The sequence below is a fragment of the Propionivibrio soli genome (assembly GCF_025770765.1).
Classification (GTDB): Bacteria; Pseudomonadota; Gammaproteobacteria; order Burkholderiales; family Rhodocyclaceae; genus Propionivibrio; species Propionivibrio soli.
Genome location: NZ_JANZKY010000003.1, coordinates 126,621 through 151,078 on the forward strand (window position 1 = coordinate 126,621; position 24,458 = coordinate 151,078).

The window sequence follows — 24,458 nt, forward strand, 5'->3', positions numbered from 1 at the left end:
GGGGCGTAGGTGCGTTGGCGGGGCGGAACCGCATCGCACCGTTGCTCGTTGCCTTGAGGCCGACAACGATATACGAACAGCATGTCCGTCGTTACTCCGCCATGCCACAAGCGACGAACGGCCGTTCGCTAGCTGCGTCCGTGGTCATTGACCTCTGTTCACAACCGCTGGATTTTTCCTTGGGGGAGTGTGATGAAACAAATAGTCGCATGGAGTCAATGGACGAACGCAGTGTTGCTGTCACTGACTATTTCCGGCGTTTCGGCGTCTTCCTCCTCGGCCGAGTTCATGAATGGCCCTTATCTGCTGGCGCCTACGGCAACGGCCATGACAGTTAGTTTTGAAACGCGAGAGCCTGTGCCGGCCAAGGTGAAGTACGGCATCAATGGCCAGACACAGGCCGAGGTCGACGTCGCATGCCAGCGCAGCGCGCCCGGGAAGAACAATCCAGAGGGCGACTGCATGTACCGTGCGGCACTCATGGGCCTTACGCCGGCGACGATCTACGACTACACGGTTGTGCTCGCTTCGGGCGAAGCGCGTTCTGGTACCTTCCGCACATTGAAGAGTAGTCCAGATGACTTCAGCATCTTTGCCATCAGCGATAGCCACGCCTTCAAGGGAAGTAAGGCGCTCAGTGAGGCATTGCTGCGCGAACGACCGGATTTCGTGCTGCACACCGGAGATCTTCCGGCGGGACTCGGATATCAAAAGGACAAATATCAGCAATCGTGGTTTGCCCCCGGCGCCGAGTTTCTCAAACACATCCCGGTGGTCTACATCAACGGCAACCACGACGTTGGACCTCATTTCGCCGAATACTTCATGGTCGCCCAGCGCCATACGTACAACGCTTCTCCAAACGGCTTTAATTACTCCTTCGACTACGGGCCCGTTCACTTTTCGATGGTCAACAGCAATCCCTGGGGCTTGTCGGAAATGAATGCCGATTTGTCCGATTTGCCTGTGGAGAAGAAGACGCTTGTCGAGATCGACGATACCCTGATGTGGCTGCAGCAGGATCTGGCTTCAGAGAGCGCCAAGAAGGCCAAATGGCGGATTGTCGGAATGCATCATCCGTACACGGAAACCTTTAGCTTCAAGCGCGTGGTCAGCATTGTCGAGAACGGTGGCGTCAATCTGATGTTGGCCGGTCATCTCCACGGTTATCAGAAAGGCATATCGATCGATCCGACCAGAGCCGCGCGAACGGTGTTTGTCACACAGGGAACGGCCGAGTCCGAGCTTGGACAAATAACACAAGGCAAGGATGACGAACGGATTTTCCCTGAGTTTCCAGAAATCGTCAGTTTTGGCCGCGCGATTTTTCATACCATCGATATCGTCGGCGATCGCTTGAATTTCAAGGCCTACGGTTTGGCAAAAGGCGAAAAGCGCGTGAAGGTGCTCGATGAGATGGTGCTTTCGCAAAGCGAACCCCGAATCAGCGTGTCAGACGTTAGATTGGCTCCAGTCAAAAGTTCGCCCGGAATCGTTCTGTTCGAAGGCGTGGTGAAGAACGTGGGCGATGGTTTCGCCGGCGTGGTACTTTCCATGCAGGATAACGGGCGCGAATTGCCCATAAACCTGTTTGGGTCGCCTGGCAAGGAAAGGGTCGTGGCTCTCAACCCCGGAGAGATGAAAACCGTCCGGAAAACGATCGCGATCGAAAGCCCCGGAAAGCATACGATCCGGATCGCAGGCGCTTCCCGAACGCTGACGGTTCCCGAGCCTCGCGCGAAATTTTCATTCAGCGGGCTCACTACTCGTGTTGGCCAGGGGGCGGATAGCGATACGGTGTTCGTCACGGTTGAGGTTAGCAATCCGCACAACGCGAAAATGTCGGGGACGGTGGATCTTCTCATCAACGAGAAGACCGTATCGAGTCGCCCGGTGGCGTTGCTGCCTTATGAAAAGGTGGACATGAGCTTCGGCCACCGATTCGAAGAGGGTGGTGAATACAAAGTGAAGGTGGGCGACCTTGCCGCCAAGGACGTTTTCATCGAGAGCGTCCTGAAAGGTACGCCACTGGTGAAGGATTTGTCGGGCCACGGCAATCACGCCATCCTCCGCGGCAGTCCAAAGATCACCCGGCTTGCGGGCGGCGCGGTTTCGGTCGATCTGGCCGGCAGTCTAGGTGACTACATCGAAATTCCCGATCACCCGAGTCTGCGAGTGACCGAAGGAGTGAGCGGTATTGTGTGGGCCAACCTCAACCGTCTGCCGATTGATGGCGAAATGGACAGGAATCCGATTATGTCCAAGGGGCCGTCGCTTGGCTGGGGCGCCAACTACCTCTTGCGCATGCTGGTCAAGAAATCCGGTGGAGCATTCACGGCAGGAGTCTGCTACGACACGTCGGAATATTTCTGGGAGGGCGAGGGCAAAGCGCCGCTTTCCCAATGGGCTCAGTACTCGATGAGTTTCAGCAAGAGCGGAGGCGGAGCCAATTACATCGATGACAGGAAGGCGGCAGAGACACCACCTGTCAATGGCAACTTCGCGGAGTTTCGAAACTGGGAGGAACACCCGATCTTTATCGGTTATGCCCGTCTCGGCAACATCGTTAAGGAATACAAACGTCCGAAGAACTTCGCCCATTTCGTCGGGCAGATCAGCCAAGTCCGCTTTTACACATCGGCTCTCACTGCTGACGAAATCAAGGTGATCAACGACAGCCCGGCTCAACCGGGACCAAAGGCCGAGTCCATGGCGGTGTGGCTGAACTTCGAGGACATACAAACCGAGGGTACGCACCGGACTCCGTGGCGGAGCCCGGCCTATTACGAGCCGAAGTTCAAGGCTGATCGGCAACTCTGGACATTCAGCTCTCTAGCCGCCGATGCGCGGATTCCGCCAGGCACATCGCTGATCGCGAAGGTGGAAGTTTCGGATAACGGCGTGTCTGTGAAAGGATCGAAAGAGATTCTTCTATCGGATGGCAAGCAAACAGTAGATCTGCTGGGTTTGCCGAACGCTCAGTTCTTGCGGATCGTGACACGCTTCAAATCTCTAGCGGGAGAGGGCGGCGTCTTCGTCCCCGAGTTAAGGCTTTACAAAGTGAACGCAGGCCTAAATGGCCGCAATACCCAGTTGACCTGGGGGACGCGTGCTGACTGGGAAAAAGGGACTATCGAAGGGGCGCTTGGCTTTGAGCCGCCCGACCGTCTTGTAACCCTCGGAAGTGGCCCAGCGATCCGGAACTGATAAGGGATGTCTCTGTATCGACATAACGCGGATAACACCGCGATTAGCTGATAAGAACCTATGGCTTGTCTGTGGGGCTCGGCAACGCTGGAGTGCCTGCGCCCGTAATGCGGGGAGCGTTCTCGTACGCCAGCGGTAATTGTCAGCCGCGCGATAGGTGATGACGCGCCGGTGCCTATCGGTGCCGTAAAAGGCCGCGCTCCAAGGTATGCGCGGGGCGGTGGACCGAGCGCCGTGAGGTGTTGTCGAGTCAATGCGCTATCCTCAATCCGTTGCTTGCAAGCTGCCGCGCATAGCGGAGGGAAAGGCGCCCCATGTTGCACGGTTGAACTTTTGATTGCGGGAAACATTCTCATTCAAAAGCCGGATGGAAAGGGAATCGCCGGCAATTTGATGGGAGCGCTTCGATGCGAAAAGTGACCGTTGCGGCGCGGCTGGGCCTGGGTTTTACCTGTGTCATTGCCCTGCTGATCGCCCTGGCTGGAATCGGAATCTCCCGGTTGGCACAGCTCGATGAGGCCACACGCCTGATCGCCAAGGATCGCTGGGTCAAGGCGCAGATCACTGATGAGCTCCTGTATCAAAGCAGTCAGATCGCCATCTCGTTGCGCAATATGATGTTGACGGACAGCCGCGACGATGTAGCGCAACAGAAAGCCCGTATTCAGGACAGTCGCCAGGCGATTACGCACGGGGTCGACGTTTTGCAGTCGATTGTGGTTCTGCCGCGCGGCAAGGAACTCCTGAAAACCGTTCTCAAGGAACAACAACGCTACATTTCCGGGCAGCAGGAACTGGTTGCACTCGTTGAAAACGGTGCGCCGGAGCCTTCGCGCAACTACCTCAACCAAACACTGCGGCCCATCTTGAAGTCCTATCAGGACGCGCTTATCGCTTTCCGGAATTTCCAGACGGAACTGGTAACCCAGGCCAGCCAATCGGCTAGCGAAACGTACGACAGCGGGCGCAAGCTGAGCATTGCGGCCGTGTTGTTGTCGCTGCTCTGTGCCGGAGCGGTGAGCATTTGGATCATCCGTTCCGTGACTGGGCCTTTGGGGGGCGAGCCCGACGAGGCGAAGTCCGTCATGGAGCGCATAGCACACGGCGACCTGCGCACCGAGATCCGGGTCAAGCCTGGGGACGATGTGAGCCTGATGGCGGCGACGAGCAGGATGCAAGCCAATCTTCGCCGGATGTTGAATGACCTGAACGTGAACGCCGGAAAGGTGGCCGGCGAGGCTCACAATCTGGCCCTGAGTGCCACCCAGGTGGCAACGGCCACTGAGGAGCAGAGTTCCGCCGCCGGTTCGATGGCCGCTGCCGTGGAGGAAATGAACGTCTCGATCAACCATGTTGCTGAGAGTGCGCGCGAAGCGCATGCGGTGACGACGGAGACGGGAGACATGTCGCAATCCGGCAATCACACGATCGAGGCCATGGTGAGCGAGATCAAGGGCATCTCTGACATCGTGAGCGATGCGGCCAAGACCATTCAGGCGATGGGTGAGCGTTCGCAGGAAATATCGAGCATCGTCCAGGTCATCAAGGACGTGGCTGACCAGACCAACCTGCTGGCCCTGAATGCGGCCATCGAGGCGGCGCGGGCGGGCGAGCAGGGAAGAGGATTTGCTGTCGTTGCCGACGAAGTGCGCAAGCTAGCGGAGCGGACAGCCAAAGCGACGACCGAAATCAGCGGCATGATCCACGGTGTGCAGAGTAGCGCCCAGGTCGCCGTGAACACTATGCAGCAGGCGGTATCCCGTGTCGGCAATGGCGTGGGTATGGCGCAGAACGCGAACACGTCGATGCTAGGGATCAACGACGGCGCGCAGCGAGTGGTTAGCGCGGTGAATGAGATTTCCCACGCTCTCAAGGAACAGAGCATCGCGAGCAACGAGATTGCTGCGAATGTGGAAAGGATCGCGCAGATGGCGGAGGAAAACAGTTCTGCGACGCGTATGGCGGCCGACTCCGCTCATCGACTGGAGGCGCTCTCAGATGAAACGCTCCGGGCCGTGAGCCATTTCAAAGTCTGAATTGCGCACGCAACCAACGTGCCGCAGAACGCGCCGATTCTGGTTGGCTAGGACTCACAATAGTGGATTCGTGTGAAAGGTGAAGCGGCTCACCCGGGCGTCTTCAACGCGTTGTTGCAAGGGCTCGACGATGGACGCATGACTGACGGTCAAGGACCCGCCGTGGACTTCAAGAATACAGTGGTCGTGATGACGTCGAATCTCGGCTTACAGATGATCCGGCAGATGCCGGGTGACGACCACCAATCGATCACACGTGCGGTCATGGGCGATTCAATGGGCACCTTCGCGCTTGACTCAACGGTCGCGAGATCGTCGACGATCTCATCCGGTTCTGGTTCTCGCAAAAAACTTGGGCGGAATACAGCTATTCTCAGGTTCTCCTCCGCCGGATTCCGCCAATGGAGATGAAGGACATTTGGGCCGTGAGGTCGAAAGTCCTGCTGTTCTTCAGAGCCTAAATCGGCCAGCCGCCTGATTCAGTTCGCGGGCCAATCCGTCGAGCTGCTCCACTTGGGCGTGGGCTGAGCGCACCGAGGCTTCTGCCTCTTCTACCATCTGTGCAATGCGTTCGACGTTGGTAGCGATGCTGTTGCTGGCTTGGCTTTGTTCCTGCGCGGCATTGGCGACATCGCGCGTCTTCTCCAGTGTGGCGTGAGCTCCGGTGTCGATTTCGCGCAAGGCCTGTGCAGCCTTTTCAGAGAGTTCGACGCCGAGTGCCACCTGCTCGCGTATGCTGTCCATGCGGTTTGCCGCCATGTCCGTATCTGCCTGCACAGCACGGATCGTTCGCGTGATGTCTTGCGTCGCGCCGCCGGTACGTTCGGCGAGCTTGCGCACTTCGTCGGCAACGACGGCAAAGCCTCGGCCTTGCTCGCCCGCTCGTGCCGCCTCGATGGCTGCATTGAGGGCAAGGAGGTTGGTCTGGTCTGCGATTTCGCGGATGACGGCGCTCATGCTGTCGATTTCGCGTGAGCGTTCGACCAGCCCGCGGATCAGGTCGGCTGCGGTGCTGATGTCGTTTGAAATACGCCGGATTTCCGCTGCAGCCTCCTTGACCAGGCTTTCACCTTGCGTCGCCAGTTCGGCGGCTTGCTGAGAGTTGGTTTCTGTCTCCCTCGCGCTTTCGGAGATGTGATTGATGCTTACGGTCATTTCCTCAATGGCGGCCGCGGTGGACGAAGTCGCCTCGGAGATCATCTGGCTGCCCCGGCTGATATGCTGCGTCTCTTCCTTCAGATGCTTCGAGGCGCCGGTGAGCGTCGTGGAGGCATCGTTGAACCGGGCAACCATGTCGTGCAATCCCGATTGCATGGCGCGCATCGATCCAATCAGACTCTCCTCCCGAGCACGTGCGTCGATTGTCTGCGTGAGATCGCCACTTGCGATGTTCTTGGCAATTCCTGCCGCGAAAGCGGGTTCTCCTCCAAGTTGTCCAAGGATGCTCCGCATGGTGCCAGCGGCCAGGACGGACACGACAGCAATCAGCACTCCGCCGGTGATCAGCAGCTTGATGGCGTCGTGCCAGAACACACGGTCGATATCATCCACAAAGAAACCAATGGCTACCAGCCAGCCCCAGGGCTCGAACATGGTGGCGCCGTTGAGCTTCTTGTACATCGTCTTGTCCTCTGTTCCCGGCCGGACTGCCTCGAGCATGACGAATCCCTTGCCATCCTTGTTGCGCGCAATTTCCTCCTTGTACACCTCCATTACTTGACGACCGTCGATGGTCTTTCCGCCCGGGTCGATCTTGCCAACGCGCGAGGCATTTCCGTGCACCAGCAGCATGTTGTCGGCGGCATTGCGCACGATGAAATAGTTGTCCTTGGTACGCTGAGCCGAGATGGATTCCTTCGCGCGCGCTTGTGCTTCCTCCCGCGTTAGCTTGCCGGCCTTCTCCTGCTCGTGAAAGTAGGCGAACTGGGCGTTCGCTACGTCGAGCAGTTGCACGATTTGAGAACGACGCTCCTCGTACATGCTCTGTCGCAACTGGTACAGTCCCTCGGCGGCCATCACCAGCATTCCGAGGAGCGCTGCGGCGACGATGATCAGGATGCGGATCCGCAGTTTCATGGCGTTCTCCAGTTGTGGCTACACAAGAACTATAAGCCAACTTTCATCGGCGCGTTGAGAGACACCTGACTGGGCTTGGCCTGACGAGAGCAGCGCATCGGGGTTGCGATGATGACTCTGGTATCGCGGTTTCCTGGATCAACTGGAGAAAAGAAGGAAATCTTGTTTGGTGCCGGTAGATCGGCATTGTCGCCATGTATGCTGCACCCTCGAGAGCTACCGGCGTTATTCGGTTCGACAAACGCGAATTGCAAGTGGATCGGCCACCGGCTGGACTGTGGTCTCTGTCCAACGATTCTTACGGCGAACGAAGCCCCTGGCTCCCCCGAATTGGGGCTCTTTGCATGGGCGTTGTGCTCCTTGTAGTGTGTCAAAGCAAATCAGATCGATTTTGGCCGCAATTCGAATCGACCAATGACAATGCGACTCGCGTCGTCGATCAGACGAGAGCACTCTATGGCAATGATTGAGCGCCGTGCGAGCGGTGGCTCAGGTGGTGCATCGAACTTGTGCTGGCATTCTGCGCTGAAAAACCAGCACATTCCCGAGCATCACTAACGTTAGGCCCGCAAAGGCGCTCACGCTCCAGTGATAATCCTCGAATACGGCCGACACGTTGAGCGCCACGATTGGGAAGAGTACCGTGCAATAGGCCGCCCGTTCTGGGCCGAGGCGTCCGACGAGGGTGAGGTAAGCCGTGAAGCCGATCACGGAGCCTGGAATCGCAAGGTAGAGCAGGGCACCGACGTAACGCGGGCTCGGGTCGAATACGAAGGGGGCGCCGCTGGCGAGGGCGTAGCTCAGAAGTAGCACGGCGCCGAGCGCCATCCCCCAGGCATTGGTCTGCGCGGGCATCAAACCCCGCGCCTGCAGGGCCGACGAGAGCAGATTCCCCGACGAGAAGCAGAGCGTGCCTCCGAGCGCCCACGCCAACCCTTGGAGCGTCGCGGCGTCCTGTGCATGACCGGTGATCTCCGGCCAGAAGAGCAGCAGTAGGCCGGCTAGTCCCAGCGCGCCGCCTCCGATCACCTGCGGCGCGATTTCGCGATGCAGGATGACGCGCGCCAGCAGAGCGTTCCAAAGCGTGGAGGTGGAAAACACTACGGCCACCAGGCCACTCGGTATGGTGAGACTCGCGTTCAAGAAGCACACAAAGTTCACGCAGAACAGGCATACGCCCTGCGCGGCGATCAGGCCAAGCGATTCGGCTGGTGGTCGACGCAGCTGCTTCTTCCATGACAGCAGCACGAACAAAACGATGGCTGCCAGTGCAAAACGATAAGTGATCGACAACGGAATCGGCACGACGCCGAGTTGCCACTTCAGGGCAATCCAGGTGGTTCCCCAAATCAGGACGACGAGCGCATACAGGAAGAGATTCATGGCTATCGGCAAAGAATGATTGCCGATACTGTGCATGACCTACGGATGCCGCGATTGCATATTCCTGCGCATTTCATGCGGCGGCGATTCCGTTGATTCCGGTGCGGGGGTACGATTGGCTGCATGGAACAACACCTTCCTGAAACCACCGGCCAGCGCGTCTTCGACGTGCTCAGTCATTGCCGCGCCAGCCTGGAACGATCCGTTGCGCTGGGCGACGATTTGTTGCTGGCGCAATGGTCGAACCGGGATTCGGAGCCGAGCTACCATGCTCCCGGCCACCACACGATCTCGGTCTATCTTGAAGGTGGTTTTGGTACCTATCTGGAAGGAAGGCCAAGCCAGCGCGGTTCGCCAGGCCGCGTATGCCTGATGCCCGCGGAAAACGATTTCCACTGGATCGTCGAGGGGAGCCTGCGCTTTCTTCACCTCTACGTCTCCGAGCGAGCCTGGGCGGACCGTGTAGTTCGGCTTCTGGATGCCGAGCCACGGGCCGTGACGTTGGACGAGAAAGTTTATGTCGAAGACCCGACATTGGTCCGTTGGGCGACAACGGCAGCCGGAAGCCCTTGGGATAGCCCCGATGATCGTCTGGCGGTAAATTCCGCCAGCCATGCCGTACTCGACCATCTGGTGCTGTCGGCGGCGCGCCCGTTGCACCGTGGCGTCGCTCAGCGTCTACGCGGTGGACTCTCGGCGCTGGCGAGGCGCCGCGTCATCGAATGGATCGAGGCGCACCTGCATGAAGATTTGACCTTGGCTCAACTGGCGGCGCAGACGGCTTTGTCGGAATTCCACTTTGCGCGCATGTTCCGCGTCTCCATGGGGGTCACGCCCCACGCTTGGGTGGCCATGCGCCGTCTTGGCCGGGCTTGCGACTGTCTGACAAAGACCGATTGGCCTCTCGAACAGGTTGCGGCGGCGTGCGGCTTCGCCCATGCCAGCCATCTGGTTCGTCGTTTCCGCGCGGAACTGGGAATGACTCCGCTACAGTTCAGAAGATCCGGTCGCTGATTAACGCCAAAACGAATGATGCCCCCTGTTGGGTCGTCAATTCTATCCACCATGGTGTGTCAGCAGTTCATCAGCCGGTTGCCATTTGCGATCACGCGGGGTAGGCGTAATTGCAGCGCGGCCGCCGATGTGCTTTGAAGCGGCCTTCAGAGTTGTTTGAGCAACGACTCGAACTGGTCGATTGGCAACGCTTCACCGAACAGGAACCCCTGAAAATTCACGCAGCCTCGCTCTTGCAGCGCGGCTCGCTGCGCCTCGGTCTCCACGCCCTCGGCGATGACGTCGAGTTCGAGACTACGGGCCATGGCGATGATCGTGTGCACGATGGCCTTGTCGCTGACATCCTCGGCCAGATCGCGCACGAACGAGCGATCGATCTTGAGCTGATCGAGCGGCAATTGTTTGAGGTACTGTAACGATGAATAACCGGTGCCGAAGTCGTCCAGCGAAAAGCGCACGCCGATGGCCCCCAGAGCCTTCATCGAGGCGATAACGTCCTCGACGTTATCCATCAAGATGCCTTCGGTGAGTTCCAGCTTGAGTAGCGCCGGATCAACGCCGTGGCGTTGCAGCGTCGATATCAGCTGGCTTGCGAAATCCGCTTGCTGGAACTGCTTGGCGCTGACGTTGACGGAGAGAACGAGCCGGCAGGCGGCCGCGTTCTCCTGCCAGGCCTCGAGTTGAGCGCAAGCCGTTTCTATCACCCACTGCCCGATCGGCCGGATCAGCCCGGTTTCTTCGGCGAGGGGGATGAACTCGGATGGAAGGAGCAAACCGTGTTCTGGATGAATCCAGCGGATCAACCCCTCTGCGCCGATCGGCTGCCCCGATGCGCCGACCTTGACCTGATAAAACAGCCGGAATTGCTGGCCGTCGATCGCCCGTCGCAGTTCCGCTTCGAGTGCCATGCGCACTTCGATGGCGTGCTGCATCCGCGGGTCGAAAAAGCGCAAGGTGTTACGTCCCGCCCTCTTGGCTTGATACATGGCGATATCGGTTTGCTTGAGCAGGTCTTCGACGGTCTGCGAGTCGTCGTTGAACAGCGTGGCTCCGATGCTCGGGGAGCTTAAGTATTCGTAGGACGCCAAATGGTACGGTAGGGAGAGCGTTTCCCGGATTTTCTCGCCCACCGCCTCGGTCTGAGCGGCGGCTTCGAGCGGAACTTTACTCAAGTCTTCCAGCATGACGACGAACTCGTCGCCGCCGATCCGCGCAATGGTGTCGGTCTCGCGTACGCACGACTCAAGGCGTCGGGCGACCTGCTGCAGCAATAAGTCGCCCACGTCATGGCCCAAGGTGTCGTTGAGTGTTTTGAAATTGTCGATGTCGATGAACAGCAGCGCGCCGGCCTGCCCGGTGCGCATTCGCGCAGCCAGCGCCTTCTGTAGCCTTTCGAGCAGGAGGCGACGATTCGGCAGACGGGTAAGGGGGTCGCTGGTCGAAAGCGATTGCAGCTGTTGGTTCATCTCCGCGAGCAGCGCATTCTGCTCGGCGAGTTTCCGGTTGATGCGCTGGAGTTCATCCTCCTGGCATTTTCTATCGTTGATGTTGAAGGTGACGCCGATGAAGCGTTGGCCATGATCCATGCCCTCGCTGCTCACGATCCGCCCGTAGTTGGCGTACCAGAGCCACTCGCCGTTCTTCGCCCGCAGGCGGAATTCGCTTCGGTACTGCGGCGTGGTTCCCGCCACATGGTCATCGATTGCGGTTTTGATCCCTGCGAGGTCTTCCGGATGGACCAGAGCGAACATATCCTTGACGTGGAACGTGGACGCTTGATCGCCGTAACCGAGTTCGGCGAACGTCTTGCGCGCGTAGCGGGTGACCTCCCCGGTGACGAGGTCGTTTTCCCAAAGGTCGAGTCCTGCGGCCTCCAGAGCCAACTCCAGACGATCCTTGTTGAGGTCGCGCTCGGACATTCCTTCGTCTCTCCGAGCAGTCTTAAGCGGCGCCAGGAAGTGCGCCGGCGTAACCGATGCTGCGTAGGAGACCGGCGAACGATGCCACCACCCCGGCCGCTTTGTAGAACGGCGGCGCCGCTTCCACTTTGATGATACTGACCGTCTTGCCGGTGCTCTTGCCCGTGCGCGGATCGAAATAGACGGCCAGATCGTCGGTAGCGTTCGAGAATCCGAGACCCGTGCTTTCCGAGTAGTAGCAGATCGAGTCCGGTGCGATGACGTCGGGCACGTTGCTGAGGCTCGAATACATGATCAGGCTTTCGTTCAAGTTATAAAGGTAGTGCGTCTCGGTACTTCTAGCTGGATCAGGCGCGTCGTCCAGGCGGATGATGCCGGTATCGAGCGAGCCTCTGGTCGTCGACTGAGTGACGGAAGTGATGTAGAAGTTCCTGACGACCGGGGTGCTGCGCCGTCCTGTCAGGTTGGCGATGCATTGCGCCACACGCGACGTATCCGGCGGCGCTGGCGAGTCAAGAAGAAACTGACCCAACGCCCGGGTCTGGCTCAGTGTTCCGGCCAGGTAGCTGCCCGACAGGGCGAAGCCGTTGCTCGCGTTAGACGGCCACAGAGCAATTCCCGAGAAGCTCCCGAAAGCCGAGACGATGCCGCCGGCCAGCGATTCAATTTGGGCCGCCGTGCGCGCGCCAAGGGTCGCGGACTGTACCTCGGTTGGCGATCGTGCGTCATTGGCCAGCGAACACGGGCTGGCTGCCAGAGAGGCACTGCCGCCGTAGGTGGTCTGGGGAAGTTCCGGCACGGCGCGGCCGGCGCCATCGCCGTCGACGACCCAGCCGATGGCGTTGTCCGAACGGGCTGCGGCGAGAAGTGGAACGATCGAATTGATCGCTCCGATTTCCACGGGAATGAGGCATCCGAGCGTGGCGCCCGTCGCCTGCTCGAATGTCCTCACCGTATTGACGATCGAGTATTCCACGTCGGCCAGCGTCATTCCGTCGGCGGCGTCCGGTGAGCCCATCAAGGCCAGCACGCAACAGTTTGTGGCGTCGTCATAGTCCTGCACGCGCACCGTGCCCTTCCAGCCGCTTTTGTCCAACTCATTGAGCACGCTGACAGCATCGCGATAGCTGCCGCCCCCGCCACTGGCCAGAATCGCGGCGCCCGCCGCGATGTAGCGAAAATCGGTGAGTCCGTACTCATTGGCTGTCACGGTTTTTCCTTTCTCGTTGTCAGTAGTGTTCCGTTGCAGATTCCTTCACCATGCCGTTGGCGTTCTCAAACCCAAATTCCAAGCGCTTAGCGCGAAGGCGACGACCCGGAAACAGGCTCCCCTTGGCCCGATCTCGCCGCAATCCTAGCATTTTCGTGCGCCTTGCATACCGTTAAGTCCTGGAATACTGCGTGGCACTTTGCGAACGGATACCTGGCGAAGGCCATCGGTCGAAAACGGGACCGAGCGGTGAGACTCAATGGGATGAAGAAAAGCGCGCCGTGCCTTGCGCTGGTTTTCGCGACATCAGACCAGCCGCGAGGCAGCCAACAGCCTCCGGCAGCGGTTATCGCTGTTCACCACTCAGGAGGGGGCGCATATCGCCTTACGCGTATCGGGGCGAAGGTGGAGGCTGACTATGGCGCCATTTGGGGGAAGTTCCGAACCGCATTCTGAGACGGCAGGAGCGGTCTGTCCTGACGACCGGATCTACATCTTCTCGTCGTGGACGATGCCTCCGGTGAGGTCGACCATATCCGGGGTCACTTGGTCAACCCGGATGATGTTGTCCAAGACTAGCTATGCTGAACTTCACTTGACGTTCAGCTCCGGGCTCTCGAAGGGGGACCTTGGCTCATGGAAGAATGCGCCCGCAAAGCTGACTTTGGAGAACCGTCCTCCAGTGGGTCATGGCGGCTCCCGGCGGCCACGATGTCTGGCAACCGTTCATTGACCGGCGCAATGAAGAAAAGGATACTTTGGGCCGTGCGGCTGGATCTTCTATCCCTTCTCCTGATACTCGTCCTTGGCCCGGCCGCTTGGGCGGCACCGGGCTATTCGATTTGGGGCGATTTCAAGTACCCGCCGGACTTCCAACACTTCGACTACGTCAATCCCAACGCGCCGAAAGGCGGTGAATTGCGTTTGGTGGCGGGGTCGCGCATTTCGACGTTCGACAAGTACAACCCATTCACGCTCAAGGGCAACGCGCCGTCGTTCCTGGGCGACATGTTGTTCGAAGGGCTCATGGCCTCGCCGATGGACGAGGTCGGCGTGGCCTACGGCCTGCTCGCTGAAGACATCGAGGTGGCGCCGGATCACATGGCCGCGATCTTCCGACTGCGCCGCGAAGCGCGTTTCCACAATGGCGATCCGGTGCGCGCGAGCGACGTCAAATACAGCTACGAAACGCTGCTCTCGCCATACGCCGCGCCCGCGTACGCCACGTTGCTGGCCGACGTGGCCGGTTGCGACGTGCTCGATGAGCGCACGGTGCGCTTCCGCTTCAAAAAGAAGGACCGGCAGTTGCCGTTGGTTGTCGGCAGCCTGCCCGTCTTCTCGCCCAAATGGGGCATGGAAAACGGCAAGACCAAGCGCTTCGACGAGATCGTCGCGGACACGCCGATCGGCACGGGCCCGTACCGCATCGGCCCGGTACGCTTCGGCAAGGACATAACCTACGTGCGCGACCCGAATTACTGGGGACGCGATCTGCCGGCGCGTCAGGGGATGAACAATTTCGACCGCATCACGGTGAAGATCTACCGCGATAGTACGGCCCAACTCGAAGCGCTCAAGGCCGGCGAGTTCGACCTGATGCAGTTCTTTTCCGCCGGCGACTGGAGCCGCCGTCTGGACGGTCGGCGCATCGACAGCGGCGAACTGGTGAAGATGAACTTCACGCACAAGTTGCCCGATGGGTTCTACAGCTACGTGCCCAATCTGCGCCTGTCGAAGTACCAGGACCGGCGCGTGCGCATGGCCATCGAGCTGGCGATGGACTACGAATGGATGAACGCGCACTTGTTCCGCGGTGCTTACGTGCGCGTGAAGGGCGTGTTTGGGAATACCGACTGCGAGGCGAACGGGGTGCCGTCTCCCGCGGAACTCGCGCTGCTCGAGCCGCTGCGCGCGGACCTGCCCCCCGACGTGTTTGGGCCAATGGCCGTGCCGCCGCGTACTGACGGCTCCAATTCGCTGCGCGATAACCTGCGCCGGGCGCAGGCGCTGCTCAACGAGGCCGGTTGGGCCTACCGCGACGGGGCGCTACGTAACGCCCAAGGTGAACCGTTTGTGATCGAGTTTCTGGACAGCACCGAGGCACGGGGGGCCACGACGACGGCCGCGTGGCGCCGGGCGCTGGCCAAGCTCGGCATCGATTTCCAGCTGCGCGAGACGGATTTCGCCCTATGGCAGGAACGCCTGGAGTCGAATACCTTCGATATGGTGGGCATCTCGTTTCCCGGCACGCATTTTCCCGGCGCTGATTACGTTGACTTGTTCGGCAGCAAAGCCGCCGACATTCCTGGTTCCGGTAACTACGCGGGTGTCAAAAGCCAGGCGATCGACGCGCTCTTGGCCCGCCTCACGCAGGCGGACACGCGCGACGAGTTCCTCGCGAGTTGCCGGGCGCTCGACCGCGTGATCGCGCATGGCCACTACCTAGTTCCTGCCTGGACGGCGCGCGACCGGCGTATCGCGTACAGCGATTGGGCGCTCGAGCGGCCAGCCGTCGTACCGCCCTATCCGCCCGAAGGCGTGCCGTACATGACCTGGTTCATGACGACATGGTGGGCACGCACGCCCCCGAAGACGGCGAGGTAACGCGACCATGCTGGCCTACATCGTCAAGCGCCTCTTGTTGATGCTGCCGACGTTGTTCGGCGTATTGCTGGTGACCTTCGTCGTCACCCAGTTCGTGCCCGGTGGGCCCGTCGAGCAGTACCTTGCCGAGGCGCGCCGCGTACAGGGCCGGGGCGACGTGTCGGCGTATCGTGGCGGGCAGGGGGTCGATCCAAAACGCATCGAACAGATCAAGAAGCTGTACGGCTTCGACAAGCCGGCCACCGAGCGCTTCTGGCTGATGATCAAGCAGTACGCGCGTTTCGACCTTGGGCAGAGTTTCTTTCAGAACAAACCCGTCGCCAAACTGATCGCCGAGAAGCTGCCGGTCTCCGTCAGCCTGGGATTGTGGACGTTCTTTATCAGCTACCTGATCGCCGTTCCGCTCGGCGTGGCGAAGGCGGTACGCGCCGGTTCGCGCTTCGATTTCGTGAGTACCTTGATCGTGCTCGTCGGTTACGCGATACCGGGCTTTGTGCTCGGAGTCGCGCTGCTCGTCGTCTTCGGCGGTCAGTTGCAGTGGTTCCCGCTACGCGGTCTCACCTCCGTGAATTGGGACGAACTCAGCTGGCCGGCACGCATCGTCGATTACCTCTGGCACATCACGCTGCCGGTCATCGCCATGGTGCTCGGCAGCTTCGCCGTGACGACCATGCTGACCAAAAACTCCTTCCTCGAGGAGATCCGCAAGCAGTACGTGCTCACAGCGCGTGCGAAGGGCCTGAGCGAGCGGCGCGTGTTGTGGAAGCATGTCTTCCGCAACGCGCTGATCCCGATCCTGACCGGCTTCCCCGCGGCGATCATCGGCGCTTTCTTTACCGGTTCCTTGCTGATCGAAACGCTGTTCTCGCTCGACGGGTTGGGGCTGCTCAGCTACGAGAGCATCATCCGCCGCGATTATCCCGTCGTCCTCGGCTCGCTCTACGTGTTTACGTTGATCGGGCTGTTCACCAAACTTGTCAGCGATCTGAGCTATGTCTGGGCCGACCCCCGCGTCAAGTTCGATTGATCGCGCCCCGGCGGCGGCCCCTCGTGCGGCGTCCGTCTCGCAGAGTCCGGCCGCGCGCGCCTGGCGACGCTTCCGGCGCAATCGCCTGGGCTTCGTCAGCCTGGTCGTCTTCTGTGCGCTGGTCGGCATCAGCCTGTTCGCCGAGATCGTTTCCAACGATCGGCCGTTGCTGGTGTACTACGAGGGCCAGTTCTATGTCCCGCTCGCGCGCGATTACCCGGAGACGGCCTTTGGAGGTGAATTCCCGACGCCCGCCGACTACCTCGACCCGTATGTGCGCGAAAAGATAACGAGCGGCTCGAACTGGGCCATCTACCCATTGAATCCCCATGGCCCGGCGACGATCAGCTACGACTCGAAGTATCCGTTCCCGAGTCCGCCGTCGCGGGAGAATCTGCTCGGTACCGACGAGCGCGGGCGCGACATGCTCGCGCAGCTCATTTACGGTTTCCGCTTGAGCGTGGTGTTCGGCCTCGTGCTGACGGCCATCGGCGTGGTGATCGGTGTGATCACCGGCGCCGTCCAGGGTTATTTCGGCGGGCGTACGGATCTCACGTTCCAGCGCTTCATCGAGATCTGGTCCTCGATGCCGGAGTTGTACCTGCTGATCATCTTCAGCGCCATTTTCTCGCCCAGTGTCTGGCTACTCGTCGTGCTGCTCAGCCTGTTCGGCTGGATGGGACTTTCGGATTACGTTCGCGCCGAGTTTCTGCGTAACCGGCAGATGGATTACGTGAAGGCCGCGCGCGCGCTTGGCGTCGGTAGCCGGCAGATCATGTGGCGGCACATTCTGCCCAACAGCATGACGCCGGTGGTCACGTTCCTGCCGTTCCGCATGAGCGCCGCCATCCTTGCGCTGACCTCGCTCGACTTCCTCGGTCTGGGCGTACCTCCCGGCACGCCGTCGCTCGGCGAGCTGCTCAGCCAGGGGAAACAGAACATCGACGCCTGGTGGATTTCGATCGAGACCTTTGCAGTCCTCGTCATCACGTTGTTGCTACTTACGTTCATGGGCGACGCCCTGCGCGACGCGCTCGATCCGAGGAAGGTGGACCGGTGAGTGCCCCTACCGTCACGCTGCCGCTGGAAGTCAGCCAGTCGACTCCTTTACTTGAGGTGCAAGGTCTACGGGTCGCCTTCGGCGGTAAGGAAGTGGTGCACGGCATCGATTTCTCGGTCATGCCGGGTGAAACGCTAGCACTTGTCGGCGAGTCGGGATCGGGAAAAACCGTTAGCGCGCTGTCGCTGTTGCGTTTGCTCCAGGATGCGGAGGTGCAGGGCGCGGCCGTTTTGAGCGGCGAGGGCAGGGCGCCTGCGCGCGACTTGCTGCGTCTTTCGGAACGCGAACTTCTGGCAGTGCGCGGACGGGAGATCGCCATGATCTTCCAGGAACCGATGACGGCGCTTAACCCGCTCTATCCGGTGGGCGACCAGATTGCCGAGGTGCTGCAGCTCAAACAAGGCCTCGATCGCCGTGCAGCTTGGCAGGGGGCTGTCGAGGCCTTGCGTGACACCGGGATTCCCGATCCCGAACAGCGTGCTCGGTCGTACCCGCACCAACTGTCGGGAGGGCAGCGGCAACGCGCCATGATCGCCATGGCACTCGCCGGTCGGCCCCGCCTGCTTCTCGCCGACGAGCCGACGACGGCGCTCGATGTCACGCTGCGTGGGCAAATCCTCGAGTTGCTTGGTGAGGCGCGCAAGCAGCATGGCATGGCGCTGCTGCTGATCACCCATGACCTCAACCTCGTGCGCCGTTTTGCCGACCGCGTGGCGGTGATGGAAAACGGCGTGCTCGTTGAGCACGGAACGGTGGCAGATGTGTTTTCGGCGCCGCAGCACCCGTACACGCGCAAGCTGATCGACAGCCTGCCGGAACGCGACGTGGTCGAGGAGGAAGCGCCCGCCGGCGAGCCGGTGATGCAGGCCAAAGACATGCGAGTGGCCTACGCGACGCGACTGCCCGGGTTCAAGGGTTGGTTCCGCCGTGGGGAGTTCGTTGCGGTGAAGAACGCTTCTTTCGCTATTCCGCCTGGTCGCACGCTCGGCGTTGTCGGCGAATCCGGTTCGGGCAAGTCGACGCTCGCGTTCGCCGCGTTGGCCTTGCATCCGCATCGTGGCGACCTGGAAGTGCTGGGCCGGCGCTGGAGCGGAAAGGCGGCGACTGACAACGCCATCCGCCGCACGGTGCAGGTCGTCTTCCAGGACCCGTTCTCGTCGCTCTCGCCGCGCATGACGGTCGAGGAAATCGTCGGCGAAGGGCTGGCGGTCCATGAACCTGGCCTCGATGTTGCGGCGCGGCGCGAGCGCGTCGTGCAGGCGCTCGCCGATGTGGGCCTTACCGAAGGTCAGTTTCACGGACTGCTCAGCCGTTATCCGCATGAATTTTCCGGAGGCCAGCGGCAGCGCCTCGCCGTGGCGCGGGCTCTGATCGTGCAGCCGCGCCTGCTCGTGCTCGACGAGCCGACCAGCGCGCTCGATGTCACCGTGCAGAAACAGGTGCTCGGTCTGCTGCAGCGGTTGCAGCGCGAGCGGGGACTGAGCTACCTCCTGATCACGCACGACATGAGCGTGATCCGTGCCATGGCGCACGAGGTCCTCGTCATGCGTGCCGGCGAGATCGTCGAATCCGGACCGGTTCGCGAGGTTCTCGATTCGCCGAAACACGCCTATACGCGCACCCTGGTCGAAGCAACGACCTAAGCGCGAAAACGCTGCCGCGCTTGCCGAACTGAGCCGATTGGCGTTTCAGCCTGAGTCTTTGGTTGCCGGCGTGCCTACGGCTTCGTCCGCCGATGCAAGGCCCGACAACATTCGTCCTGCTTGATTTCGCCGGCTTGGCCCGCCTATCGCACCTCAATTTCCGTTCGTCGCCCGCGGCTGTTGCCCTGGGCGTGCAGTTGAACTTTGCCCGTCGGCAACCGTCCGACACCTGACGGTGTGAAAAAGCCGTCTTGAAATAGACCGGGTCGGACGCATCTTCCTCACAGGACACGCTTCGGCAATGCTGCGAAGCGAAATGGAAAGGAGCCGTCATGAACATTGTCTATAACAGCAGCAACTACGCCATCCTGGCCTACCCGACGCGCGGGGCGTTCGAACTGGTCGACAAGCAGGGCAGCCGGACGCTGTTCGTGCAAGGTTCGGTGGCCAGTGGTCTGCGTGAAGCCATCGATGCGATTCCGGATGAGGACCGCGACGAGGAATCGATCGACGCCTTGCTCGACGACTACTGCGCAGGTGCGGCGAAGCCGATCACTTACCATTGAATCGACAGGTATAATGGCCGCGATCCGGCCCCAGCGGGCCGGCGAGTTCTTATTCTTTCGGAGTGGTTCAAATGGCGCTGTACGAATCGGAATACACGGTGTTCTGGCGGGAAATGATGAAGAAGCATCCCGAGTGGTCCGAAGACCGCCTCGTCGGTCGGTCGATCCTGTGGGACAAGAAAGTGGACCTCGGCGAGCAAAAGACGCTGAGTGAAACCAGTGAAGCCGGTCGCGCGTATCCCTACGACGTGAACTTCGAGCACAAGTAAGCACGGGTACCGCCAAACAAAAGCCGGACATCGTCCGGCTTTTTTTATTGGTTTACGGCGTGCAACGGTTTACTCGGGCGAGCTTCAAGGCGTCCGCAACGGGCAGACGACGCGCTTCACTCCCGGGTCTTCATGATGTGGATGGATGGCGAAGCCGAGCGATGAAAGCAGACGGAACATCTTGGTGTTCGTCGACAGCACGTCGCCCACGACCGCGCGGAATCCTTTGACGCGCGCCGTATCGATCAACGCCGTCATGAGCTTGCGACCGATGCCATGCTTCTGCCAGCTGTCGGTAACCGCGAGCGCGAATTCAACCGTTTCGCCGTCCGGGTTGCTCGCGTAACGGGCGACGCCGATCTGGGTTTCGTTGCCGTTGGCGTCGGGAAGCACCGCGACGAGCGCCATTTCCCGGTCGTAGTCGATCTGCGTGAAGCGCACGAGCATCGAGCGCGTGAGTTCCTGCATGGTGTCCATGAAACGGTAGTATTTGCTTTCGTCGGAGAGCCCTTTGACGAACTCCTGCTCCATCTCGGCGTCTTCGGGACGGATCGGGCGAATCGTGACGGTCCGTCCGTCAGCGAGTTCCCATGTCTGAATCAGATGCGCCGGGTAGGGATGGATCGCCATGTGGGAGTACCGGTCGCCCGTGGTTCCGGCATAGTCCACCACGATACGCGCATCGACGGCGATCGCTCCCGCTTCGTCGACGATCAGCGGGTTGATGTCGAGTTCCTGCAACCAGGGGAGTTCGCACACCATCTCCGAGATGTTGAGCAGCACTTCTTCGAGCGCGTCCATGTCGATCGGCGGCATCGTGTGGTACTGCCCGAGCAACTGCGAGGCACGCGTGGAACGGATGAGGTCTTGCACCAGGAAGCGGTTGAGCGGCGGGAGCGCAATCGCGTGGTCGCGGAATATCTCGACTTCGGCGCCGCCTGAACCAAAGGTGATCAGCGGACCGAAAATCGGGTCGCGCACGACGCCGATCATCAATTCACGTCCGTTCGGGCGCGAAATGTACGGTTCGATCGATATTCCATTGATGCGCGCCTCGGGGTGCCGCTTCTGCACGCGCTCCATGATGTCATGGTACGCGGTGCGCACGGCCGGCGCATTGATGATCTTGAGCCGCACGCCGCCCGCTTCCGTCTTGCGCACGACATCGGGCGAATCCACTTTCATCGCCACGGGGAAGCCGATCTGCTCGGCGAGCAGCAGCGCCTCGGTCGGCGTACGGGCGACCATCGTTTGGGCGACTGGAATGCGGAAAGCGCGCAGGACGGCCTTCGACTCCATTTCGGAAAGCACCTTGCGTCGTTCCTGAAGCACGGCCTCGATCAACATCCGCGCGCCTTCTGTCTCCTGCGGCGTGATCTGCGAAGTCGCTTCCGGCGTCTGCAACAACAGCTTCTGGTTACGGTAGTAGGTCGAGATGTGGTGGTAAACCTCAATCGCCGTCTCGGGCATGCGGAACGCCGGGATGCCTGCATCGTCAAGCGCCGTACGCCCGGCGATGACCTGCTCTTCGCCCATCCAGCAGGCGAGCATCGGCTTTGATGTCTGCGAACTGACGTCGATGACCGCTTGCGCGACGTCCATGGGTTGCGTCATCGCCTGCGGCGAGAGCATGACGAGGATGCCGTCGACGCCCTCGTCCTGCGCCACCGCCATGATCGCGTCCCGGTAACGCGCTGGGGTGGCGTCGCCGACGATATCGATTGGATTGCCGTGCGACCAGGTATCCGGCATGGCAGCGTTGAGCGCCGCCATCGTCTGGTCGGAAAGCGGCGCCAGCGCGATGTCCATGTCACCGGCTCGGTCGGCGGCCATCGCGCCTGGGCCGCCACCATTGGTGATGATCGCCAGCCGGCGCCCCTGTGGGCGGAATTTCGAGGCCAGCGCTTTGGAAGCGTAAAACAGTTGGCCAACGTTTGTGACGCGGACGACGCCCGCGCGCCGGATGACGGCATCGAAAACCGTGTCCGATCCAGCCACCATCCCGGAATGCGCATGCACGGCAGCCGACCCGGCTGCGTGGCGACCGGCCTTGAGCAGGATGATTGGCTTGATGCGGGCCGCCGAGCGCAGGGCGCTCACAAAACGGCGCGCGTTACGGATACCCTCGATGTAGAGCAGGATGTAGTGCGTCCGGTTGTCGTAGACCAAATAGTCGAGGATTTCGCCGAAATCGACGTCGGCGGTACTGCCGATCGATACGACGCTGGAGAAACCGACGCGATTGCTCTTCGCCCAGTCGAGGACCGCTGAGCACATTGCGCCCGATTGGGAAATCAGCGCGAGATTGCCGGGTTCGGCATCAACACGGGCAAATGTCGCGTTGAGTCCCAGTTCTGGACGAATGATGCCGAGGCAGTTCGGCCCGAGCACGCGCACGCCGTAGCTGCGCGCGATCTCCAACGTTTTGCGTTCGAGCGCCGCGCCGGAGTGGCCCGCTTCCGAGAAACCGGCGGCGATGATGATCGCGGATTTGATCCCGCTGCGCCCGCATTGCTCGATGATTGTGGGTACAGTCACCGGGGGGGTCGTGATGACGGCGAGTTCGACGCGGGCGCCGATATCCTCGATCGACTTGTACGCTACGCGTCCTTGCACTGTTTCGTGCTTGGGATTGATCGGATACAGGGTGCCCTTGTAACCCGATTCGATGATATTGCGAAAAAGAATGTTGCCGACCGAGTTCTCGCGATCAGAGGCGCCGATGACGGCCACCGACTTCGGTTCGAATAGACTCGTCAGATAGTGTCGTTCGAGCATCCGTAGCCTCCCCGCAAGCGATGTGGCGGCCCCTCGCAGTCGGTTTTCGGCAACGTTGTTCGCGACCGCGGAACACGCTGGCACAGCATGCACGATATGCCATGCCGGTGTCTACTGGCTTGGCGCTGTCAATACGGCAGGCCGTACCCCCACCGTAACTCAGGGGGCTATTCCGTGACGCGACTGCGGATGTCGATGTCGGAACAGAGGGTCCGATAGACCGGGCATTTGTTGGCGATTTCGAGCATGCGGGCGCGCTGCTCGGCGGTGAGGTCACCTTCGAGCGTGATCGTCCGCTCGATGCGGTCGACCTTTGCACCGTCGACCTCGACCTTCTCGTGCGTAAGTTCGACGCTAACCCGGTGCAACGGCAGCGCTTTGCGTTCGGCGTACATGCGCAACGTCATGGACGTGCAGGAGCCGAGGGCCGCGAGCAGGTAGTCGTAGGGGGCGGGCCCCACAGCTTCGCCGCCCTTAGCGGCCGGTTCGTCGGCGATTAGCATGTGCATTCCGACGGCGATCGACTGCTGGTAACGGCCGCGTCCATTTTCTGCCACCACGACCGGCGGCGATTTTTCTTCACTGTGCATGCGCTTCAATTCTCTCTGGTTGGTCGTCGGCCGCGATGTCCCGGGCCAGACGCGTGATGTCTGCCGGGCTCAGGTCATTGGCCATGAATGTTTTCGGCTCGCGGAAGCCAGCGAAATGCTTGTTCTGGGAGCGCCGGTAAAGCGGGTCGTAGTGCTTTTCCAGGAGTTCGCCGACGAGTTCCCGCCAGCTACCGTCTCGGACATAGGCTTGCCACCGCTCGATTGTTTCCCGGCTCTGCAGTTGGTTCAACGTCTCCAGCCGAGAACTGAGCCATTCGGGGGCGCCCAAAAAATAGTCGTAGTCGCGCAGCAGGAAGTCGACGCGGGCGTCGAAGCTCGCTTCGATGTTGATGCAGGCGGCCGCACGCAGCATTTCGAGTAGCGCATCGGGCAAGTGGATCGTGCCGATCTTTCGGCTTTCGGCTTCCACATAGACCGGGCGTGCTGGATCGAAGTCAAGCAGCGCTGAGAGTAACCGCGTCTCGAACGTCTTTTGCGTCGGCTGCGGAGCGTCGGGCAGAACGCCAAGCACCGATCCCTTGTGGCATGCGAACTCTTCAAGGTCGAGCACTTGTTCGCCATTCTCGGCGAGAGCCTTCAACAGCCGGCTTTTGCCGCTCCCCGTTGCACCGCAGACGACTCTGAAATCGAACTGCCGCGGCAGCTCAGCCAGTCGTTCCACAACGAGCTTGCGATAAACCTTATAGCCGCCCTGCAATTGCTGTGCGTCCCAGCCGACACGGCGAAAGATGAGCGCCATTGACCCGCTGCGCTGGCCTCCACGCCAGCAGACGATCAGGGGTTTCCAGTTCGGCGGGCGGTCGAAGAAGGTTTCGCGCAGATGGCGCGCGATGTTCTCGGCGACGTAGGCCGCGCCAATTCGTTTCGCCACGAAGGGCGATTGTTGCTTGTAGAGCGTTCCGACTTCGATGCGCTGTTCATTGTCCAGCACCGGGCAGTTGATGGAACCGGGAATGTGGTCTTCGGCGAACTCGGCGGGGGTGCGGACGTCGACGATTTCGTCGAACTGCCGGAAGTCTTCGATGCGTTCGACGCTCGCGATGCCATGTCTCATA

The 24,458-nt window shown here is 60.7% G+C and carries 16 protein-coding genes and 1 pseudogene; 10 read left to right on the top strand and 7 right to left on the bottom strand.

All coding sequences use genetic code 11. From position 1 onward, the window contains the following. Positions 1 to 192: 192 nt before the first annotated feature. From NZ453_RS04280 to NZ453_RS22135, 3 genes and pseudogenes are all read left to right on the top strand, one after another. The gene (locus tag NZ453_RS04280) at positions 193 to 3,207 is read left to right on the top strand and encodes a metallophosphoesterase (RefSeq protein WP_263769149.1); all 3,015 of its coding nucleotides are present in this window, start codon (positions 193 to 195) and stop codon (positions 3,205 to 3,207) included. Between the two features lie 407 nt (positions 3,208 to 3,614). Then, positions 3,615 to 5,243, top strand: a complete 1,629-nt coding sequence (locus NZ453_RS04285; RefSeq protein WP_263769150.1) for a methyl-accepting chemotaxis protein — start codon at positions 3,615 to 3,617, stop codon at positions 5,241 to 5,243. 81 nt (positions 5,244 to 5,324) lie between these two features. Next, positions 5,325 to 5,516, top strand: a pseudogene (locus NZ453_RS22135) (AAA family ATPase); the annotation flags it as partial. Between the two features lie 177 nt (positions 5,517 to 5,693). Here the strand turns inward: NZ453_RS22135 and NZ453_RS04295 are convergent. Both NZ453_RS04295 and NZ453_RS04300 read right to left on the bottom strand, forming a co-directional pair. After that, positions 5,694 to 7,319: a methyl-accepting chemotaxis protein gene (locus NZ453_RS04295; RefSeq protein ID WP_263769152.1), complete on the bottom strand. Its 1,626-nt coding sequence runs from the start codon at positions 7,317 to 7,319 to the stop codon at positions 5,694 to 5,696. A gap of 489 nt (positions 7,320 to 7,808) precedes the next feature. Continuing rightward, positions 7,809 to 8,702, bottom strand: coding sequence for a DMT family transporter (locus NZ453_RS04300; RefSeq protein WP_263769153.1), 894 nt, complete (start codon positions 8,700 to 8,702; stop codon positions 7,809 to 7,811). A 123-nt stretch (positions 8,703 to 8,825) separates the two neighbouring features. Between NZ453_RS04300 and NZ453_RS04305 the strand changes: the two genes are divergently transcribed. After that, on the top strand, positions 8,826 to 9,716 hold the full coding sequence (locus NZ453_RS04305) for an AraC family transcriptional regulator (protein ID WP_263769154.1): 891 nt from the start codon (positions 8,826 to 8,828) through the stop codon (positions 9,714 to 9,716). A gap of 146 nt (positions 9,717 to 9,862) precedes the next feature. On the opposite strand, the gene NZ453_RS04310 is transcribed toward NZ453_RS04305, so the two are convergent. Both NZ453_RS04310 and NZ453_RS04315 read right to left on the bottom strand, forming a co-directional pair. Then, on the bottom strand, positions 9,863 to 11,635 hold the full coding sequence (locus NZ453_RS04310; RefSeq protein ID WP_263769155.1) for a putative bifunctional diguanylate cyclase/phosphodiesterase: 1,773 nt from the start codon (positions 11,633 to 11,635) through the stop codon (positions 9,863 to 9,865). A gap of 22 nt (positions 11,636 to 11,657) precedes the next feature. Beyond that, positions 11,658 to 12,845, bottom strand: coding sequence for an S-methyl thiohydantoin desulfurase domain-containing protein (locus NZ453_RS04315; protein ID WP_263769156.1), 1,188 nt, complete (start codon positions 12,843 to 12,845; stop codon positions 11,658 to 11,660). A gap of 711 nt (positions 12,846 to 13,556) precedes the next feature. Between NZ453_RS04315 and NZ453_RS04320 the strand changes: the two genes are divergently transcribed. The 6 genes from NZ453_RS04320 (at position 13,557) to NZ453_RS04345 (ending at position 20,014) form a co-directional block, all read left to right on the top strand. After that, the gene (locus NZ453_RS04320) at positions 13,557 to 15,449 is read left to right on the top strand and encodes an extracellular solute-binding protein (protein WP_263769158.1); all 1,893 of its coding nucleotides are present in this window, start codon (positions 13,557 to 13,559) and stop codon (positions 15,447 to 15,449) included. Positions 15,450 to 15,456: 7 nt separating this feature from the next. Next, positions 15,457 to 16,476 (top strand): microcin C ABC transporter permease YejB, encoded by a 1,020-nt coding sequence (locus tag NZ453_RS04325; RefSeq protein ID WP_263769159.1) that lies wholly within the window; start codon positions 15,457 to 15,459, stop codon positions 16,474 to 16,476. After that, positions 16,442 to 17,536, top strand: coding sequence for an ABC transporter permease (locus tag NZ453_RS04330; RefSeq protein ID WP_263769160.1), 1,095 nt, complete (start codon positions 16,442 to 16,444; stop codon positions 17,534 to 17,536). Before NZ453_RS04325 ends, NZ453_RS04330 begins: the two co-directional genes overlap by 35 nt. Then, complete coding sequence (locus NZ453_RS04335; protein WP_263769161.1) at positions 17,533 to 19,179, top strand: ABC transporter ATP-binding protein; 1,647 nt, start codon at positions 17,533 to 17,535, stop codon at positions 19,177 to 19,179. Before NZ453_RS04330 ends, NZ453_RS04335 begins: the two co-directional genes overlap by 4 nt. A 332-nt stretch (positions 19,180 to 19,511) precedes the next feature. Further along, complete coding sequence (locus NZ453_RS04340; protein ID WP_263769163.1) at positions 19,512 to 19,745, top strand: DUF3567 domain-containing protein; 234 nt, start codon at positions 19,512 to 19,514, stop codon at positions 19,743 to 19,745. A 71-nt stretch (positions 19,746 to 19,816) separates the two neighbouring features. After that, entirely contained in the window at positions 19,817 to 20,014 is a 198-nt protein-coding gene (locus NZ453_RS04345) for a DUF3460 family protein (RefSeq protein ID WP_263769165.1), read from the top strand. An 84-nt stretch (positions 20,015 to 20,098) separates the two neighbouring features. Here NZ453_RS04345 and NZ453_RS04350 read toward each other — a convergent pair whose 3' ends face one another. From NZ453_RS04350 to mnmH, 3 genes are all read right to left on the bottom strand, one after another. After that, complete coding sequence (locus NZ453_RS04350; RefSeq protein WP_263769166.1) at positions 20,099 to 22,792, bottom strand: bifunctional acetate--CoA ligase family protein/GNAT family N-acetyltransferase; 2,694 nt, start codon at positions 22,790 to 22,792, stop codon at positions 20,099 to 20,101. A gap of 167 nt (positions 22,793 to 22,959) precedes the next feature. Beyond that, positions 22,960 to 23,382 carry an OsmC family protein gene (locus NZ453_RS04355; RefSeq protein WP_263769167.1) on the bottom strand — a complete coding sequence of 141 codons (423 nt, stop codon included), beginning with the start codon at positions 23,380 to 23,382 and terminating at the stop codon, positions 22,960 to 22,962. Beyond that, the gene (mnmH, locus tag NZ453_RS04360; protein WP_263769168.1) at positions 23,372 to 24,457 is read right to left on the bottom strand and encodes a tRNA 2-selenouridine(34) synthase MnmH; all 1,086 of its coding nucleotides are present in this window, start codon (positions 24,455 to 24,457) and stop codon (positions 23,372 to 23,374) included. Before mnmH ends, NZ453_RS04355 begins: the two co-directional genes overlap by 11 nt. Position 24,458: the final 1 nt, after the last annotated feature.